Raw genomic sequence first — 18,453 nt, forward strand, 5'->3', positions numbered from 1 at the left:
TCCTAATTCGTCGCTTCCTTTTTTGATTTTCTATTCAAAAAAGTAACCAAGGAATTTCTTTACTTTAGTTGACATCTTATCTTCCGGATGTTTTTCTACTTTTGCTTTAGGCTGTTGTTGTTTTGGTACTCTCTTTTCGACTGGTTCAGCAATAGTTGATGAACCAATGGTACCACCAGGTAATCTAGCATTCTTGTAGGCATATTTAATTAAACCAACAGCCGTAGTATATTGAGGTTCTCTAACACCAATATAGTCAGGCACGGCAATACGGACTCGATTTTGTAAAATCACTTGGGCAAGCTCTAGTACACCTTGCATATTTGCTATTCCGCCAGTTAAAACATAACCGCCGGGGAGATCACTTAATCCTAAGCGTTTCATTTCATGTAATACTAGTTCAAAAATTTCTTCCATTCTAGCTTCAATAATATCAGAAATTTCTAACTGATTAAATTGTTGATGCTGATCACTGCCAATTATTGGAACACTAAACACTTCATCTTCTGAAGCCTCATCATAAAATGCGTGTCCATGTTTTACTTTAATTTTTTCTGCATCTTCAGTTGAGGTTCGTAACCCTACAGAAAGATCTTTAGTGATATAGTCCCCGCCAACTGGAATGACACTAGTTTGAGTTATAAATCCTTCTTCGAAAACAGCGATTGTTGTTGATCCTCCACCAAGGTCAATAAGAGCTACCCCAAGGTTTTTCTCATCCTTTGACAAGGCATAATCTCCTGCTGCCAAAGGTTGAAGGACAATATCTACAATCTCGAGTCCGGCACGTTCTACACAACGGAGGGTGTTTATGATTATGGACTTGGAGCCAGTAATGAGTGTTCCATCCATTTCCAAGCGGACTCCTATCATACCGCGGGGATCATTAATTTCATCTTTTCCATCCAGAATAAATTGTTTTCGAATAACGCCAATGTTCTCTCTTTCAGGTGGGATTGATCCAACATGGGATGCCTCAATAACACGAATGACGTCCTCATTCGTAATTTCTCGGTTTTGGCTTGAAACTGCTACAATTCCATGACAGTGGTGCAGCATAACATTGTTCCCAGAAATGCCAACCACCACATCCCTAATTTCCATCCCAATCATTCTTTCTGCTTGTTCAATTGCCCTTTTAATCGAATGAACGGTGTCGTCCATGTCTACAATCGAGCCTTTTCGTAATCCTTCAGACTTTACATTTCCAACACCAATTATATTTAATGAGTCTTTACCCGAGTCATTGACCATTTCACCAATGATAACCTTCACACTGGATGTACCGATGTCAAGACTAACATATATTTCATTGCTGTTCATTCTTTGGCACCTCCTTTAGATTTCCTTAAGTTGAACAACAACTATATTTTTTTGTCCAAGAAAAGTTTCCATAGTCATATTTTATTAAAATATTCGTCACAACTAAATGATTCCCTTTAAAAAATTTCAATTTTTTTCTACTTTTTCTTTGTTTGTTGACCATTTTGTCAATATTATTCGCCTTATTACGGCAATATTCTGAAATAATCTGACACCAAACGCGAAAACTGCCGCTAAATATAAGTCTACACCAAGATGTACACCGAGAAAAGCTAAACTTGCAGCAAGCATAATATTAAAAAAGAATCCTGATACAAACACCTTTTCGTCATATATATTTTGCAGGTAAGCCCTAATTCCACCGAAAAGAGTGTCGAATGCCGCTAAGACAGCAATCGACAAATAATTGGAATATTCTTCAGGAATTCGTATCTCTGTTAATAAGCCAAGAATGATCCCAATTATTAATCCAATGAATGGAAGCCACATTAAGAATCGCCCCCTTCTTTTTCCGGTTCCATGTAGCGGATACGAATGGAATTATCATAGGCTGGTACCGTTACGTTCGGATTTGGTCTTGAAACGGAAAGTTTTAGATTTTCAATAAAAAATTCTTCCGAAGATTTGGATACTTTCATCCGATTGTATAGTTTTTCGGCTGTATTATTACCATCAACACCCACGATAATTTCAATCGGCAAACTATTAATCGTATGCCCATCAATTTTTGTTACCCCATTGATGTCACGAATCACAGTCGTATTAATAACTCTTTGGCCATCAATCGCCACATATTTTGCCTCATACATATTTAATTCGTTTAGCAACCTTTTTAAAAGTTCTGGAGAAACAACCTTATTCACTGGGGTACCCGGCTTGATCTCTTCGATAACCGGCTCTATATGCAAGGTAATTCCAGGAACATTTATTTCGGTTAAACCCGCTTCAATCTTTAATTCCTTTAATGTATCGATTAAAGTTTGTTCTTTACTTTGTTTTCGCTTAGATTCATAGGCTGCCAGCTTTTCTTCATTCGAACGGATTTCACTTAACAAATTGGATTGAAGTTCTTTTTCTTTAAGTAACGCTTCACGCAGCTGCCAAATATCACGCGTGTCACGTTCAGCAGGTTCTTTTATGGTTTGAAATTGGATAGCAATCATGAAACCAACCAAGACTGCTATCAATGTAAAACTAGCATTAAGTTTTTGGTTGTCCACTTTTTTTCACCTAACCTTTTAAATTATCAACTCGTGGACAGTACTTGGAAAAAGCCTAACTCCCTAGAATTGGATTTAGGACAATTTTATCGTCTTTTTCTAATGTGAAAACGATATTATCATTCACTAGTTGATCCTTCACCCCTCCAATTAGGTTTATCGATGATGAGAGGACGTCAGGGTCTCCGATTGCTGTAATTGTAAATGGTGCAGGATGTTCAATACCATCAACCGTAATAACCGGTCCATTACAAATAATATAAGAATGGCTAGTCAGCCTTTGCCCATTTATGGCAACTGCTGCAGCTCCTGATATATATAGTTCATTTACCACTTTAAATACGTGATGCTCATGAACGAGGTAATTATTGATGTTGTCTTCTTTTGGGTCGTATGCACCATCAGTGAGGGTTACCTTGACCCCCTTACCTTGGACCTTCACCTTTCCCAAAAACATTCGATATTTTTCAGCATCTTCTGCAAGGTTAAGAAAAATCTGTGCTTCCTTCGAAAGTTCCTTTTCATTCTTAAGAACCATATCTTGTTTTTGGTTTAACTCCTTTTGCAGTTCACGATTGCTTTTTTCTTCTGCAATTAATTGATTTCTTAATGCAAGCGTCTTTTCCCATTGTTTACCGGATACGTTGGGGTTTTTTTCTTTATTTTCTATTTGCGTCAAATGGTAAGAAAAAGCGATCATAAATCCTAATACAAGGCAGACAAGGGATAAAACAACATGTTTACCCTTCACCTTAATCTTACTCAACTTTTTTTTCCTCCACTTCCGATTCAAAAGCCTTAAAATATGATCCTACTTCTAGGTCAATAATCCCCTTTTTGTTAGGATCTAATTGCGAGATAATTGAAGGATAATACATCATCTTTTCCGAAAAACTTCTTAATGTCGCACTCACCTCAAATCCATCATTCATAAATAAGGAAATATGAAAGGGATCTGTTCTCTTCGGAGTGTAATGGATTTCAGAAATAGAGTTAGAAATTTCGCTAGGAAGACTTTCTAAATCTTTAACCATTTGATTAAGGGCTCCCCCTTCTTTGAACTCAAATAAAATTGGACAATTTACAGGAATTTTATTTGCCTCTCTATTTTTTATAATTTTCCCATTATCCATAATCGGAAAGAACTTATTCCCTTGTTTAAGATAGGCAATTCTTTTATGTTCTTTTATAAAAATAATCACTGTATTAGGCCAACGAATCTTAATTTCTGCTTTTTTGATTTCAGATAATCGCTGTATTTTAGAAACAACTTCTTCCTTTTTTATTTTCCAAATATTCGTATTATTCGAAAGCCCGCTCTGACTGACTACTTCCTCAGCGGAATACACTCCATTGCCTTTAATTGTTATCGTCTTTACATGACTTAAAGGTGATTGTGAATAGGCGATAACAACTATCATTGTAAAAAACAGAATTAACAAGAGCACAAGTCGTCTATTTGCTTTTCGTCGTCTTTGCTCCTTTAACTTAGGGATACGGTCCTCGAGAGCAACAATTTTTCCTTTTTCCATTTATTTTTCCTCCAAATAAAAAGCAGCTGCCTCAGGAAAAGCTTTCTATGCCTGTCCAAACATTCGATAGTGTTACCTCGAAAAGAGAAACAACGGCACGAAAAATCATGCCGTCTGTTACTTTTCGAGGATACACCTATAATATTATCAGTAATTATAACACAATATTTGTCATTCGTACGGGAATTATAATAAGAAATGAAAGTATTATTTCTTGGAAATTTTGCTAATAGTCTTATCCCATCGTCCGAATAGCGGCTAGTAAACTAGCCGCTATTCGGACGATGAATATTTCTTACTTTCTCCCGACTATTTCTACTTCTGTTTCCATTTTTACTTCATATAAGCTGTAGATGACATCCTTTACATGCTGAATTAAGGCAAGCACATCACCTGCTGTTGCATCTCCGGCATTAACGATAAAATTCCCATGCATTTCTGATATTTTCGCACCGCCAATACTAAAACCCTTTAAGCCAGCCACTTCAATTAATTTTCCAGCGTAATTCGGTAGCGGATTCCTGAATATACTCCCCGCACAAGGAAAATTCCACGGCTGTGTTTCTTTTCGATAATCCTTATTCTTAATCATTTGTGAGACAATTGCTTCTTTATCACCTTCAACAAGTTGAAATGAAGCTTCCACAACAATGCCGGGTCGGATTTTCTGGAGGACAGATGTTCTGTAAGAAAACTTCATTTCTTCATTCGAAAGCCACTCCATCGTCCCATCTTCAAATAAAATATGAGCCCGTGTCAGTATTTTGCTAATATCAGATCCGTGTGCACCTGCATTCATATATACTGCACCGCCAACAGATCCAGGGATTCCGCTAGCAAATTCCAGACCGGACATTCCTTTTTTACTAATAAGGGTAGCCAAGCTTACTAAGGAATGTCCGCCGCCCACTGTAATCTCTGTGCCATTGATTTTGAGTTCATCAATCCCGGAACCGAGTTTAATTACTGCCCCTTCAATGCCCTTGTCAGAGACTAAAAGATTAGAACCTCTCCCAATTGCCCGCCAATTTAAGCTGTATTTTTTCACCAAACTCATAACCTGTTTTAAATTTTCTACAGATGAAGGTTCAATAAAAAGGTCAGCAGGACCGCCTATTTTGATGGTTGTGTGGTTGACAAGAGGTTCATTTTTTTTCACTTTACCAATCTTTAAATTTTCTAATTCAGTTATAATTGCGTCCATATTAATCACCCTAACTTTCCAAGTTGCATTTATTTCAGTTTATGCTAAAAACTATTTTGGGCTACCTTTGTTTTGCCTTTACAAGCTCTTGCATTAAGGAATAAAGTCGGAAAGCTGAATCCGGAACACCCATTTTTTTAGACTTAAGCTTCATTTCCTTTAAATTATCCTTATTTAAAAGAATACGATCTATATGGTTTACAAGGCTTTTATTATTTAAATCCTTTTCAAGGAGTAATTCTGCCGCGCCATGGTCACTTAATGATCTTGCGTTTTTCTCTTGATGATTATTTGTTACATATGGGCTAGGGATAAGAATGCTGGGAATACCGAGCGAAGTGATCTCTGCTAGTGTCGTTGCTCCTGCTCTTGAAACGACTAGGTCAATCCCCGCCAGAACTTCTGGCATATTATGAATAAAAGGTTTAATTACTACATTTTTGGGGTTTCCAATTAGGTCCACTTCTTTTTTGACATCCTCAAAATGAACGTCTCCTGTAATATAAAGAATTTGATATGGTTTTTCAGCCAATTCTGCAAATGCCTTTACGACAGCTTCATTAATAGGTCTTGCACCACGGCTGCCTCCAAATACTAAAACGGCTGGCATTGTTGTACTAAGCCCTGCCGCAAGCCGACCCTGAATCCCATCCTTGCCAATTACTTCAGATGCACGAGGATTACCTGTGAAAACAGTCTTCTCTTTCGGAAAGAATTCTTTGGCCTCTTCAAAACAAATCGCAATTTTGTTTACATACCGGCTTAAAAATTTATTAGTTAGCCCGGGAACACTATTTTGCTCGTGAATGATTGTCGGGATTCCTAGCTTTGATGCAGCATATACAACCGGTCCGCATACATATCCTCCCGTTCCAATGACAATGTCTGGTTTGAACTCTTTCAACATTCTTTTACTGTCTTTTACACCTTTTAGAAAGCGCAGGACAGTTTTAATATTTTCAAAGGAAAGCTTTCTTTGAAAACCAGTAATATGAATGGATTTAAAAGCTATATTCTCCCTAGGAACAAGCTTACTTTCCAATCCGTTACGAGTCCCTATGTATAAAAATTGTGCATTTTTGTTCTGTTTTTGAATTTCTCGAATGAGTGCAAGGGCAGGATAAATATGACCACCAGTTCCTCCACCGCTAATAACTATTTTCATTTTTTCCACCTCATTAACTATTTAACACCAGATTGCCATAACTATCTTACTATAAAAACGAACGAAATAACTCAAATGAAAAAAGAATGTTATCTAATTGTAAAGTTATCAATTATATTTCTTATTAAAATAAAAAGAACCCTGCCACTAAACAGGGGAAAGGTTCAAAATCGTGAATACCTGCTAATATTAAGGAGAACCCCGATAGCCATTAACATTAACGTCAATGAAGAACCTCCATAGCTTAAAAATGGCAAGGTAATACCCGTAACGGGCATAAGCCCTGTGACAACTCCGATATTAATCATCACCTGAATCGCCACCATGGCGATAATTCCCACAGCCAAAAAGCTGCCATATAAATCTGGTGCACCTAAAGCAATTCGAATCCCTCGCCATAGCAACAATGCAAATAATAGTAATATGAACGATCCACCAATAAAGCCCAATTCTTCAGATAAAATTGCAAAGATAAAGTCCGTTTGAGGTTCTGGTAAGTAAAAGAACTTCTGCCGACTCTCGCCAAGTCCAAGTCCAAACAATCCGCCCGGCCCTATCGCGTAAAGTGATTGAATGATTTGGAAACCACTATTTTGCGGGTCAGACCAAGGGTCTAAAAAGGAGGTTATCCTTTGAATTCGATACGGCGCCGAAGCAATTAAGCCCACGAATCCTGCGACACCTAATAGCCCAAGAAAACCAAAATGGCTAACCCGTGCACCTGCAATAAATATCATTACGACACAGGTTCCCATCATAACCGTTCCTGTACCTAGATCCGGTTGAAGCATAATCATTGAAAAGGCGACAAAGGCAAGCCCTAATGAGGGAACAAGACCTTTTTTGAAGGAAGTAATCAGCTTTTGTCTTTCTGAAAGATATTTTGCTAAAAACGCAATCATCGCTAGCTTCATAAATTCTGATGGCTGGATGGAAAATGCCCCTACCCCAATCCAGCTTCGAGAACCATTTCTCTCATTACCAATTCCAGGAATTAAGACTAGAATAAGTAAGATAAAACAAGCAATAACAAAGGTTTTCGACCAGGTCCGCCATGTCCAATAGTTAATGTTCATAATAAAAAACATAGCAATAACTCCAACCCCAGCGAATAGAGTTTGTCTTTTCGCAAAGAAAAAGGAATCATTAAACTTATGTTCAGCCCAAATAGCACTTGCACTGTACACCATGATAAGCCCTATAGCCAATAGCGTGAATGTTACGATCATTAAAATAAAATCAGGAGTTGTTCTCTTTGTCGGCACAACCATACACCTCAACTGCTAAGTTTTAGGGCTCCGTTATATTAACTAAGATATTTGTCTAGCTCGAGCACTAAACGGGTGCTTCCGCTTTTCTTGTAGACAAGCCCTTACTTAAGCTTATGCACCGCTTCAATAAAAATGTCTCCTCTGACTTCAAAAGTTTTATATTGATCCCAGCTTGCACATGCAGGAGATAATAATATAACATCACCTGTTTCGGAGTATCGATAAGCTTCAGGCACTGCCTTGTCAACATTATCGACACGTATGATTGTTTTTATTCCGGCCAGTTTCCCAATCCGTTCCATCTTAGGAGCAGTTTGCCCAAATGTAATCATAGCTTTTACATTTTTTAAATAGGGCAGGAGCTCATCAAACTCATTACCGCGGTCTAACCCGCCCGCTAAAAGTATAACTGGAGCTTCAAAAGCAGCCAACGCATTAATAGTTGCTAAGATATTTGTCGCCTTAGAATCATTGTAAAATTTCCTTCCGTCCACCTCTGTAACATACTGGAGTCGGTGCCTGACACCAGTAAAAGTTTCCAGAACCCTTTGTATGGCCCTGTTCTCCACTCCTGAAAGCTTTGCTGCAGCCATAGCAGATAAGATATTTTCAAGATTGTGGTTACCAGGAAGAGCTATATTTTCGATTTCCATCACTTTTTCTCGTTTAAACATTAACCAGCCATCAGAAATATATGCACCTTCCGGCAGTTCCTTCTTTGTCGAAAAAGGAATGATGCCTGCCTTAGAGTGCCGAGCAACCGCTAAGGTTTCTTCTTGATCGGCATTAATAATTAGATATTCGAGTTCTGTTTGATTTTTTGTGATGTTTGCCTTTGCAGCAATATATTCCTGTTTAGTCCCATGATAATCCAAATGGGCATCATATAGATTTGTTAGAATGGCGATCTTTGGATTAAAATCAACAATTCCCATTAGTTGAAACGAAGATAATTCAATGACAATCGTATTTTCTGATGTTGCCTCCTCGGCTACCCCTGATGCAACAGTACCAATATTCCCAGCAATCAGCGGGTCCTTTTGACCCTCTTTCAACATTTCATAGACTAAGGTAGTCGTTGTTGTTTTTCCATTTGTTCCTGTAATCCCGATAAACGGGGCTTCCGATATTTCATACGCAAGCTCCACCTCCGTAATGACTGGAATGCCCTTTTCAATAGCTCCTGCAATCATTGGGTTGTTATAAGGAATACCGGGATTCTTGACGATAATCTCGAATCCTTCATCAAGAAGTTCAATTGGATGTTCACCACAAATGACTTTAATCCCTTGCTCTAACAACCCCTGAGCCTCAGGATTCTCCGAAAAAGGCTTTTTATCATTTACGGTTACAAATGCACCAAGCTTATGTAATAATGCGGCTGCTGTTACCCCGCTTTTCGCTAAACCTAGGACTAGAATTTTTTTATGACTAAAAGAATTAATCTGTTTCACTTATAACCACACCTCAATATAGATTCCTAGTATCGCAAGAATTAATCCAACACTCCAAAAAGTGACGACGACCCGCCATTCTGACCAGCCTACCAATTCATAATGATGATGCAACGGACTCATACGGAAGATCCGTTTACCAGTCGTTTTAAAGGAAATAACCTGTAAAATAACTGATAAGGTTTCTATGACAAATACTCCACCAATAATAATAAGCAATATTTCCAGCTTAGTCAGAATAGCAATCGTGGCAATTGCTCCTCCGAGAGCAAGTGAACCTGTATCTCCCATAAAAACCTTAGCAGGGTGCGCATTAAAAACTAAGAACCCTAACACTGCCCCTACAACCGCTACAGAAAAGATTGCAATTTCCATTTGAGATTGATTCCAAGCAAGCACTGCTAATGCACCAAAAGCAATAGCTGCGGTGCCTGACACCAAGCCATCAAGTCCATCTGTTAAGTTGACTGCATTTGAGAAGCCTACTAGCCAGAATATGACGAAGAAGATGAAAAACCAGCCTAAATCAAATGTGGTTTCAGTAAATGGAAGGCTAATTTCAGTAGAGAAGCCCTGTTGTTTATAAATAAGATAAAAGATAATGGAAATAATGATTTGACCTGCTAGTTTTTGTTTAGAGGTTAACCCTAAATTCCGTTTTAAGACCACTTTGATAAAATCATCTAAAAAGCCAAGTAATCCAAAGCCAAGTGTTACGAGAAGCAATAAATACGTTTTAACGGTTGGTTCGGAAAATTTACCTGTCATTACGAGAGTCGTAATGACGATTGAAAACATAATCATCACACCGCCCATGGTCGGTGTGCCAGATTTTTTCTGATGGGATTTTGGTCCTTCTTCACGAATGCTTTGTCCAAATTTCAACCTTCTTAAAAAGGGAATAAAAACAGGAGAAAGTAATACCGATATAAGAAAACCCATTATAATTGTGAAAAATATAACTTGCTCAAGCATTTTATTCCCTCCTTTCAGGTTTGTTTTTACTCGTGATCTCGTTTAACATCACAGCTATATCATATGTTTCATTATTTTTATTAAGAAGTTTTTTATTTGAAAATTTAAAGTTAGTTATCTCCATAATTTTGTCTGTTTCTCCATTTAGTTTTTCAATATATCGTTTTAAAATAGTTACGATTGCAGCAGCAGGGTCGTTTGTAAAGAATACTGGAAATTGGTTCGGTGTATACCTTGGAAGGTCATAGTTGATATTCCAAACGGCTGCGATTGCGCCATTTGAAATCGCTTCAGAAAGCTCCCCATCCGTTCCATTAAATGATACAAATAATCCTTTTGGCTGTGCTTCGTTTGCTTGGTCGCTCACGGAAGCAAACGAAAGGTCGTCTTGGATGCCACGGCTATCAAATAGACTCCCCAAGTCTTTCAAAGCTAAATACATAGCTATCTCCCCTCAATTGCTTCTCGTGCCACGAGTCTGTCATCAAAATCGTGAACTAAATTGCCAATAATTTGATATGTTTCATGTCCTTTACCTGCAATTAAGACCACATCATCTTTTGACGCCTGCTGAATAGCTGTAGTAATTGCTTCTTTGCGGTCCGGTATGATTTTATATTTTCCACCCTTAACCCCGGCTTCCATTTCCTTCAAAATGGCTAAAGGGTCTTCACTTCTAGGGTTATCCGAAGTAAGGATTGGATCAGTAGCCCATTTGCAGGCTATCTGAGCCATTAATGGCCGCTTGGTACGATCGCGGTCTCCACCACAGCCAACAATGACAAAAACTTTTTTCTTCGCAATATGCTGAATCGTTTTTAATACATTTTCAAGACTATCAGGAGTATGGGCATAGTCAACAATAACGGTGAAATCTTGGCCTGCATTTACAAGTTCAAACCTTCCGGAAACACCTTCTACACTTTCAATAGACTTGATAATTTGATTAATTTCGATTCCAGATACAAAGGAAGCAGCAATACTTGCTAAAACATTATAAACACTGAATTTCCCGATTAATTGCATTTGAACCGGATATATTTCTGTTTCAATTATAAGATTGAAACTAGTGCCAGAAGAAGTCATTTGAATGTCCTTCGCCTGAATATCAGCCTTCATGTCAATTCCATAGGTAACTATATGTGCAGCAGTTGCCCTCCTATACATTTCTGATGCTTGGTCATCTGCATTTAAAATAGCGAATTTGGGGTTTTGATGATTAAACGTATTCCCAAGCTGGGCAAATAATAAACTCTTGGCACGCTTATATTCGTCCATTGTTTTATGATAATCAAGATGGTCCTGTGTTAGATTTGTGAATACTGCCACATCATAATCACAGCCATGTACCCTGCCGAGGTCTAAGGCATGCGAAGACACTTCCATTACTGCTGTTTCTACCCCTCTATCAACCATTTGTTGAAAGGTTTTTTGCAATGTCAAGCTTTCAGGAGTTGTGTTTTTTGTTTCAATGGTCTCTTCAGCAATTTTAGTGTACATCGTGCCAATCAAACCTGTCCTTTGACCGGCATCTACCATTATTTTTTCAATTAAATGGCTGGTGGTTGTTTTTCCGTTTGTTCCAGTGATTCCAATTAAATGCAGCTTTTTGGTTGGCTGCCCATAAAAGGTATCAGCAAGCACAGCCATTGCTCTTGTTGTATCTTTCACAAGAATTACAGGCACATCAAGTGCTATCGGACGTTCTGCGAGTATGGCTGCTGCGCCGTTTTTTACAGCTGCTTCCGCAAAATCATGGCCGTCAACTGTGTAGCCTTTAATACAAATAAATAAGCTCCCGTTTTGCACCTTTCGATTATCGTTTTCAATCGATGTAATTTCCACGTCCTCACCTTTAAAAGGAATTAAAAGATGCAAATTCTTAAGCAGCTTTTGTAGCTTCATTTCACTCAAATCCTCTCATTACCGTCAAACAAAATATCGGTATTTACCTTAGGGATCTTTCCCTAACGAAAGTTCCATCTTATTTTACATTAAAATATTTTATTTTGCTATTTAGTAATCACACCTTAATGAAAAAATTAGGCGGCGGAAACCATTCCGACCGCCCTGCCACAAAGAATTGCATTTCCCGCGAGTTAATCTTCCTTCCCGAAATAAAGTCTTATTTTCGAGCCTTCTTTGACTTTGGCTCCTGCTTCAGGTGATTGTCTAATCACCACATCTCCCTCTCCACTTGCATCCACCTTTAAGTTAATAAGCTGATCCATTAACTCCATTTTCGTTAAACCTGTAAAATCTGGGAGTTTTATTAAAGGGGTATCCGGCCATTTTAGTTCTTTTTCAATTTGGTCTTTTCTCGGCTTAACACCCATTGCTTTCATGCTATCCTTCATAATATTACCTACGATTGGAGCAGTGATGGTTCCCCCAAATGCCGTTACTCCTTTCGGATTATCAACAGCAACATATACGACTATCTCTGGGTCATCTGCAGGAGCAAAGCCCATAAAAGAAACAATAAAGTTATTTTCTAAATATCTCCCGTTTTGTGCTTTTTGCGCTGTACCAGTTTTACCACCCACACGGTAGCCATCAACAAATGCCCTTCCACCTGTCCCTTGGGCGACCACACTTTCAAGTGCATGGCGAATTTCCTTTGAAGTCTTTTCGGAAATTACTCTTCTTTTTTCAACTGGTGAATTTCTCATCACAATCTCTTTTGTTACGGGGTCAATTAACTCCTTCGCAATAAACGGCTTGTATAATATTCCACCATTGACCGCTGCGGACACTGCAGTTACCTGCTGGATGGGTGTTACAGATACTCCCTGTCCAAAAGCAGTCGTTGCCTGTTCAACAGGACCTACTCGATTCAAATTAAATAATATCCCTGTTCCTTCTCCTTGTAAATCAATACCAGTTTTTTGTCCAAACCCAAAATCCTTAACATACTTAAAAAGCTTCTCTTTTCCTAACCGATCACCTAATTCAACAAAGCCAGGGTTACACGAGTTTTCAACCACTTCTAAAAAGGTTTGATCACCATGCCCGCCCCTCTTCCAGCATTTTAACCTTGCACCGGCCACCTGCACCGAACCAGAATCATGGAAATGTTCCTTCTCCAAGTTAACCTTTCCTTCATTTAACGCTGCAGCCAGAGTAATGATTTTAAAAGTCGAACCAGGTTCATAGGTTGACCAAACTGGCAGGTTCCGGTTATAGACCTCTTGGGGGACATTCCGGAAATTCGCAGGATTAAAAGTTGGTCTGCTGGACATGCCCAAAATTTCACCACTATTTGGGTTCATGGCAAGTGCAATAATACCATCTGGATTGTATTTCGCCTCAGCAATATCCAGTTCTCTTTCGATAATGGTTTGTATTTTTGAATCGATTGTCAGTTTTAAATCAAGACCGTTAATCGGTTGCTCATAATCATCTGCCATGCTATTCATTCTTTTTCCTTTTGCATCAGCATAAAACTTAACTGCTCCACGTTCACCGCTTAACTCTTTATCATAGTACTGCTCGAGTCCCATCAAACCTTGGTTATCCACCCCTGTGAATCCAAGCACATGAGAAAGATAACTCCCATTTGGATAATGGCGCTTGGAGTCTTCTCCAATATAAACGCCATCTAGACCGAGAGATCTGATTTCTTTTGCCTTTTCATGGGAAATTTTTCTTCCTTCCTTTATCCGAACGGAAGAAGCACTTTTTGTAATTTCTCGATAGGCTTTCTCTTTTGGCATATTTAACACGGAGGCCAGCTTCTCTGCTGTTGCAGCCGGATCTTTTACTTGTCTTGGCATAACATAAACCGTTGGCGCGCTAATATTTGTTGCCAGCGGCACCCCATTACGGTCAACAATTTGTCCGCGCTCAGGTTCGAAGGGGATATTACGACTCCAAGAGTCCCTTGCCCCTGAAGTCAGCCAATCCCCCAAAACAAATTGAACATATCCAAGCCGCACATCAATAATTAAGAAGGTTAGAATACCCACAAATAGAGCAATCATTAAACGTTTACGAACAGTTACATTAGAAACACGCATTTTTTGAACGAACCTCCTTTTTCTATCGTTCATTTATATGCTTGTACTCCCTGTATTAGAACGCAGCTTATCGTGTATATTGAAGAGAAAATCCCGCTTAAATAAGCGGGATTCACAATTAATCTTGGACCTTTACTTCTGTTTTTTCTTGGGTGTCTGTTTCAGCCTTATTGTCTAAATTCCACTGCTCTTCAGGAGTTTTTAAATCAACTATTAAGAAATCACCGTTTCGCATAATAGTCTTTGGTTTGATATTCTGCTGAGCTACGTAGCCTTGGCCCTTTGAATTTAGTTTTAAGCCAGCAATATTAGCAACTTTCATGACATCTCTCAGCGACCAGCCTGTCATATCAGGGGCAAGCTTTTCTCCATTAGTTTGGATAATTACCTTTTCACCTTCTAAAACAGTCGTTCCTGTCGCTGGCAATTGTCTGACAACCTTTGTTCCCTTACCAATAACTACCGATTCAATGCCTTTTGCCTTTAGTTCCTTTTCAGTTTCATCGGCCGACTTCCCAATAAAATCTGACAGTTTGTTTAATTGTGCTTTTTGACTCTTAGAAGGTTTAATATTTAAATAATGCAGGCTGTTTTTCATGACAGGGTTAAAAATACCCGAGACAGGAAGCGCACCCATCCCAGTCCCGTCAAGATCAGGCTGCTGAACAGCAACATAGACAATTAATTCGGGATCATCCTTAGGGGCCATACCTAGAAACGAAAACATATAATTATCTGCCCCTTGTAAATATCTTCCGTTCGGCCCTGGTATATTTGCGGTCCCCGTCTTCCCGGCAACACTGTACCCATCGATTTTATAACGGCCACCCGTTCCCTTTGGTGAGGTAACAACGGTTTCAAGGATATCGCGAACCTGTTTTGCTGTTTCTTTTGATATTGGAGTTGAAACTACTTCAGGAGAGTTTGATTTAATTGTTTCCCCTGTATCATGATTAACAATCTTTTTGACAACATGCGGTTTTATCATTTTCCCGTCATTAGCTATTGCTGTTGCCGCTTGAATTTGTTGAATCGGTGTTATTGCCGTCCCTTGTCCGTAGGCAGTCGTAATTTTTTCAATCGGATAGGTAAACTGAATCTTTCCCGACGTTTCATCGGGAAGGTCAATACCTGTAGGTTTATCAAAACCAAATTTTGTTAAATATTCTCTAAACCTTTCAAATCCCAGCTTCTCTTTCGCGATTTTCGCAAAGGCAACGTTAGAGGAACGTTGCACACCTTCAAGATAGGAGATCTTTCCCCACCCTGAGTAATTATGGTCATGAATTGCTTTATCCTTGTTAGTGACTTGATAGGAGCCGGATTGATAGGATTCATTCGGATTAAACACCTTTTCCTGGACAGCTGCTGCAAGCGTAAAAATTTTCATTGTCGAACCGGGTTCAAATGAGGTTTCAATCGCTTCATTATGCCAGCCTTTATCAATTCCTTCTTTTGTTTTCGGATGAAAGGTCGGGCGTTGCCCCATCGCTAATATTTCACCCGTTTTCGGATCTGCAACAATCGCAATAATTTTTTCAGGTTTATATTCCTTGTCTACCTTGTTCATTGCATCTTCTAGAAAAGTTTGTATTTTTTGGTCGATGGTCAAATAGACATCATTCCCATTTTGAGCAGGAGTAATTTTCTCCTTCCCATCAGGAAGTATATACCCCCACAAATCACTCTCAAAATTTACTTTCCCATTCTTCCCTGTTAATTCATCATTAAGAATTTTCTCAATTCCCATTTTCCCAATCGATTTAATCGTTTTATCCTTTTGCTCAATCCGGTCTGCATACCCCACTAAATGTGAAGCAAAAACTCCATTTGGGTAAAAGCGTTTAGAATCACGAATAAAAGTAATTCCTGGCAGCTTCAAATCTTCTATCTTTTTCTTTGTTTGATGTGTAATATCTCTGCCTGACTTACCAAACTCAACTTGAAACTTTTTATTTTTTTTCCCTTTGGACAAGATACTATAAATCTCTGATTCATCCATTTCTAGGTACTTTGACAATTCTCTTGCTGTTTTGTCCAGATTTTTTACATGTTGTGGTTTTTTAGGATTTGTCGTCATCTTCTTATTTAAAATTGCAATTATTGTATATGCATTGGTATCCTCTGCAATTACCCCGCCATTCCGGTCAAAGATATCGCCCCTTAAGGCAGTCAGATTCCCTTCTCTGCTATATTTTTCTTGTGCTTTCGCGGCAAGCGGCTGCCCGTCAACCTCTCCAGAGATTTGAATAGAAAAATACCTGAAAAGTAATACAAAAAAGAGCAAGCCAAAAAATCCAAATAAAATGGCTGCTCCTACATTCATATATGGCTGTTTCTTGTTCATTTTAATGCACTACCTTGACATTATTTTCATCTTTAATAAGGCCCATATCCTTAGCCTTTTTATAAATCCTGTCGTAAGCACTTAATTCGCTTACTTGCACCTGTAAATCGCTATTTACCTTCTGCTGATCAGATACTTTTGCTTCGATAATCTGAATGTCTTTATTGACCTCGTAAATTTTTGCTTGGTTCGAAATAATATGAACGGCACCAAAACACACAAATCCGGCAAAGGCCAGTCCAATTATTTTTTCTCCGGGAGTGAGCCAGGATTTTTTGATTAGTACTTGACTCTCTTTTTGGACTTTCTTCTCTGTTTGTTGCTGCTCTAAAAACTTCCTGGCAAGATTACTCAAACATTTCCCCTCCAGATTTTTTCATTTTCTACCATGGCCTAGGAGTTGATATTTTTTATAATTTTTCTGCTATACGGAGCTTTGCAGATCTAGCACGATTGTTTTGTTCCAATTCTTCTTCAGAAGGAAGAAGAGGTTTCCGTGAAATTAGCTTTAAAATCGGTTTATACTCATCTGGAATGATTGGTAAACCTGGAGGTAAATTAGGAGTTTCACTTGCTTTCTTAAAGGCTGCTTTACAAATCCTGTCCTCTAGAGAGTGAAAGGTAATAACACTTATTCTCCCCTCTGGATTTAATAAATCAATTGCTTGATTTATTGACTTTTCAAACACAGCTAATTCATCATTGACAGCAATCCTTACTGCTTGAAAAACCCGCTTGGCAGGATGTCCACCTTTTCTTCTAGCTGGCGCCGGGATAGCATCCTTTATCAATTCAACTAATTCTGCTGTTGTCTCAATCGGTTTCAAAGCTCTTGCCGCTTCAATTTTACGGGCTATTTGTTTAGAGAATTTCTCTTCACCATAGCGAAAAAAGATGCGAACTAAGTCTTCCCATGCCCAATGATTAATCACGTCATAGGCAGAAACATCAGCTTCATTATCCATCCTCATATCGAGTGGTGCATCATGATGGTAGCTAAAACCTCTTTCCGGTGTATCCAATTGTGGCGAGGATACCCCGAGATCGTATAGAACTCCGTCCACCTTAGCAATTCCTCGATTTTCAAGTTCTTCTTTTAAATATAGGAAATTGCTTTTAATTATCTCTAATTGGTCTCCATATTGTGCTAACTTCTCTTTAGCATGTACAATCGCAGTTTCATCCTGGTCAAATGCAAAGAGTTTTCCTTGGGGCCCGAGTTTGGAAAGAATCAAGGCACTATGTCCTGCCCCACCCAAAGTACAATCAACATAAATACCATCTGACTTAATATTTAATCCTTCAACAGCTTCCTTTAACAACACAGTTGTATGTTCAAACATGTAGTAACCACCTTTTCCAATCGAACGATCTATAACAGAAAATATATTAACATAATTTATCCATTATATATCAAAGCCAATCATATTTTCTGCAATTTCCGCAAAAGATTCTTCTGACTGTGAAAAATAGTCTTCCCAAATCTGTTTGCTCCAAATTTCAATTCGATTGGAAACACCCAAAATTACACATTCTTTTTCTAGCTTTGCATATTGCAATAGTGGTGCTGGGATATTAATTCTTCCTTGCTTATCAAGTTCACTCTCTGTTGCTCCAGAAAAGAAGAAGCGAGTAAAAGCACGGGCATCTTTTTTTGTCAGAGGTAGGCCTTTTAACTTTTCTTCAATCAGCTCCCACTCTGATATGGGGTAACCAAATAAACATTGATCCAATCCACGCGTGATTATAAACATTTCACCAAGCTCATCACGGAATTTGGAGGGCACAATCATGCGGCCTTTATTATCAATGCTGTGATGGTATTCACCCATGAACATACCCATGACCCCCACTTTCTATTAAAAATGTACCACATTCCCCCACTTTCCACCACCTATTTTTTAACTATTCGCCTTAATTCTTTATATTCCTTTTTCATAATG

17 protein-coding genes are annotated in these 18,453 nt (G+C 38.6%); all 17 read right to left on the bottom strand.

Features of this window, described 5'->3' with window-relative positions; translation table 11 throughout:
- Positions 1–30 precede the first annotated feature (30 nt).
- The 17 genes from ftsA to mraZ all read right to left on the bottom strand — a co-directional run bounded on the left by ftsA (position 31) and on the right by mraZ (position 18,348).
- A complete protein-coding gene (gene ftsA / locus BDR01S_RS09530) occupies positions 31–1,323 on the bottom strand; it encodes a cell division protein FtsA (RefSeq protein ID WP_066252603.1) in 1,293 nt (430 codons plus the stop codon).
- 126 nt (positions 1,324–1,449) lie between these two features.
- Positions 1,450–1,812: a small basic family protein gene (locus tag BDR01S_RS09535; protein WP_066252602.1), complete on the bottom strand. Its 363-nt coding sequence runs from the start codon at positions 1,810–1,812 to the stop codon at positions 1,450–1,452.
- Complete coding sequence (locus BDR01S_RS09540) at positions 1,812–2,543, bottom strand: DUF881 domain-containing protein (RefSeq protein WP_066252600.1); 732 nt, start codon at positions 2,541–2,543, stop codon at positions 1,812–1,814. Before BDR01S_RS09540 ends, BDR01S_RS09535 begins: the two co-directional genes overlap by 1 nt.
- 55 nt (positions 2,544–2,598) lie before the next feature.
- Complete coding sequence (locus tag BDR01S_RS09545; RefSeq protein ID WP_235846531.1) at positions 2,599–3,309, bottom strand: DUF881 domain-containing protein; 711 nt, start codon at positions 3,307–3,309, stop codon at positions 2,599–2,601.
- On the bottom strand, positions 3,302–4,075 hold the full coding sequence (locus BDR01S_RS09550; RefSeq protein WP_066252598.1) for a cell division protein FtsQ/DivIB: 774 nt from the start codon (positions 4,073–4,075) through the stop codon (positions 3,302–3,304). Before BDR01S_RS09550 ends, BDR01S_RS09545 begins: the two co-directional genes overlap by 8 nt.
- A 295-nt stretch (positions 4,076–4,370) precedes the next feature.
- Complete coding sequence (gene murB / locus BDR01S_RS09555; protein WP_066252596.1) at positions 4,371–5,279, bottom strand: UDP-N-acetylmuramate dehydrogenase; 909 nt, start codon at positions 5,277–5,279, stop codon at positions 4,371–4,373.
- A 61-nt stretch (positions 5,280–5,340) separates the two neighbouring features.
- Complete coding sequence (gene murG / locus BDR01S_RS09560; protein WP_066252593.1) at positions 5,341–6,444, bottom strand: undecaprenyldiphospho-muramoylpentapeptide beta-N-acetylglucosaminyltransferase; 1,104 nt, start codon at positions 6,442–6,444, stop codon at positions 5,341–5,343.
- 164 nt (positions 6,445–6,608) lie between these two features.
- Positions 6,609–7,715 (bottom strand): stage V sporulation protein E, encoded by a 1,107-nt coding sequence (gene spoVE, locus BDR01S_RS09565; protein ID WP_374725381.1) that lies wholly within the window; start codon positions 7,713–7,715, stop codon positions 6,609–6,611.
- Between the two features lie 101 nt (positions 7,716–7,816).
- Positions 7,817–9,169: a UDP-N-acetylmuramoyl-L-alanine--D-glutamate ligase gene (gene murD / locus BDR01S_RS09570; protein ID WP_066252590.1), complete on the bottom strand. Its 1,353-nt coding sequence runs from the start codon at positions 9,167–9,169 to the stop codon at positions 7,817–7,819.
- The gene (gene mraY, locus BDR01S_RS09575) at positions 9,170–10,144 is read right to left on the bottom strand and encodes a phospho-N-acetylmuramoyl-pentapeptide-transferase (protein WP_066252589.1); all 975 of its coding nucleotides are present in this window, start codon (positions 10,142–10,144) and stop codon (positions 9,170–9,172) included. It abuts the gene before it with no gap.
- A 1-nt stretch (position 10,145) separates the two neighbouring features.
- On the bottom strand, positions 10,146–10,586 hold the full coding sequence (locus BDR01S_RS09580; protein ID WP_066252588.1) for a hypothetical protein: 441 nt from the start codon (positions 10,584–10,586) through the stop codon (positions 10,146–10,148).
- A 2-nt stretch (positions 10,587–10,588) separates the two neighbouring features.
- Positions 10,589–12,049: a UDP-N-acetylmuramoyl-L-alanyl-D-glutamate--2,6-diaminopimelate ligase gene (locus BDR01S_RS09585; RefSeq protein WP_066252585.1), complete on the bottom strand. Its 1,461-nt coding sequence runs from the start codon at positions 12,047–12,049 to the stop codon at positions 10,589–10,591.
- Positions 12,050–12,243: 194 nt separating this feature from the next.
- A complete protein-coding gene (locus BDR01S_RS09590; RefSeq protein ID WP_066252583.1) occupies positions 12,244–14,163 on the bottom strand; it encodes a stage V sporulation protein D in 1,920 nt (639 codons plus the stop codon).
- 118 nt (positions 14,164–14,281) lie between these two features.
- Entirely contained in the window at positions 14,282–16,510 is a 2,229-nt protein-coding gene (locus tag BDR01S_RS09595; RefSeq protein WP_066252581.1) for a penicillin-binding protein, read from the bottom strand.
- A gap of 1 nt (position 16,511) precedes the next feature.
- The gene (ftsL, locus tag BDR01S_RS09600; RefSeq protein WP_066252579.1) at positions 16,512–16,865 is read right to left on the bottom strand and encodes a cell division protein FtsL; all 354 of its coding nucleotides are present in this window, start codon (positions 16,863–16,865) and stop codon (positions 16,512–16,514) included.
- Between the two features lie 55 nt (positions 16,866–16,920).
- Positions 16,921–17,853: a 16S rRNA (cytosine(1402)-N(4))-methyltransferase RsmH gene (gene rsmH, locus BDR01S_RS09605; protein WP_066252577.1), complete on the bottom strand. Its 933-nt coding sequence runs from the start codon at positions 17,851–17,853 to the stop codon at positions 16,921–16,923.
- Positions 17,854–17,916: 63 nt separating this feature from the next.
- A complete protein-coding gene (gene mraZ / locus BDR01S_RS09610; protein WP_066252575.1) occupies positions 17,917–18,348 on the bottom strand; it encodes a division/cell wall cluster transcriptional repressor MraZ in 432 nt (143 codons plus the stop codon).
- Positions 18,349–18,453 lie beyond the last annotated feature (105 nt).

Origin of the sequence: Neobacillus drentensis NBRC 102427, from assembly GCF_001591445.1 — a bacterium.
Taxonomy (GTDB): Bacteria; Bacillota; Bacilli; order Bacillales; family Cytobacillaceae; genus Neobacillus; species Neobacillus drentensis.

Excerpts from the sequence above, each read along its gene's own strand:
- ftsA (WP_066252603.1), bottom strand. The coding sequence starts at position 1,323 with ATGAACAGCAATGAAATATATGTTAGTCTTGACATCGGTACATCCAGT.
- BDR01S_RS09535 (WP_066252602.1), bottom strand. The coding sequence starts at position 1,812 with ATGTGGCTTCCATTCATTGGATTAATAATTGGGATCATTCTTGGCTTA.
- BDR01S_RS09550 (WP_066252598.1), bottom strand. The coding sequence starts at position 4,075 with ATGGAAAAAGGAAAAATTGTTGCTCTCGAGGACCGTATCCCTAAGTTA.
- murB (WP_066252596.1), bottom strand. The coding sequence starts at position 5,279 with ATGGACGCAATTATAACTGAATTAGAAAATTTAAAGATTGGTAAAGTG.
- murG (WP_066252593.1), bottom strand. The coding sequence starts at position 6,444 with ATGAAAATAGTTATTAGCGGTGGAGGAACTGGTGGTCATATTTATCCT.
- spoVE (WP_374725381.1), bottom strand. The coding sequence starts at position 7,715 with ATGGTTGTGCCGACAAAGAGAACAACTCCTGATTTTATTTTAATGATC.
- mraY (WP_066252589.1), bottom strand. The coding sequence starts at position 10,144 with ATGCTTGAGCAAGTTATATTTTTCACAATTATAATGGGTTTTCTTATA.
- BDR01S_RS09580 (WP_066252588.1), bottom strand. The coding sequence starts at position 10,586 with ATGTATTTAGCTTTGAAAGACTTGGGGAGTCTATTTGATAGCCGTGGC.
- BDR01S_RS09585 (WP_066252585.1), bottom strand. The coding sequence starts at position 12,049 with ATGAAGCTACAAAAGCTGCTTAAGAATTTGCATCTTTTAATTCCTTTT.
- BDR01S_RS09590 (WP_066252583.1), bottom strand. The coding sequence starts at position 14,163 with ATGCGTGTTTCTAATGTAACTGTTCGTAAACGTTTAATGATTGCTCTA.
- BDR01S_RS09595 (WP_066252581.1), bottom strand. The coding sequence starts at position 16,510 with ATGAACAAGAAACAGCCATATATGAATGTAGGAGCAGCCATTTTATTT.
- rsmH (WP_066252577.1), bottom strand. The coding sequence starts at position 17,853 with ATGTTTGAACATACAACTGTGTTGTTAAAGGAAGCTGTTGAAGGATTA.
- mraZ (WP_066252575.1), bottom strand. The coding sequence starts at position 18,348 with ATGTTCATGGGTGAATACCATCACAGCATTGATAATAAAGGCCGCATG.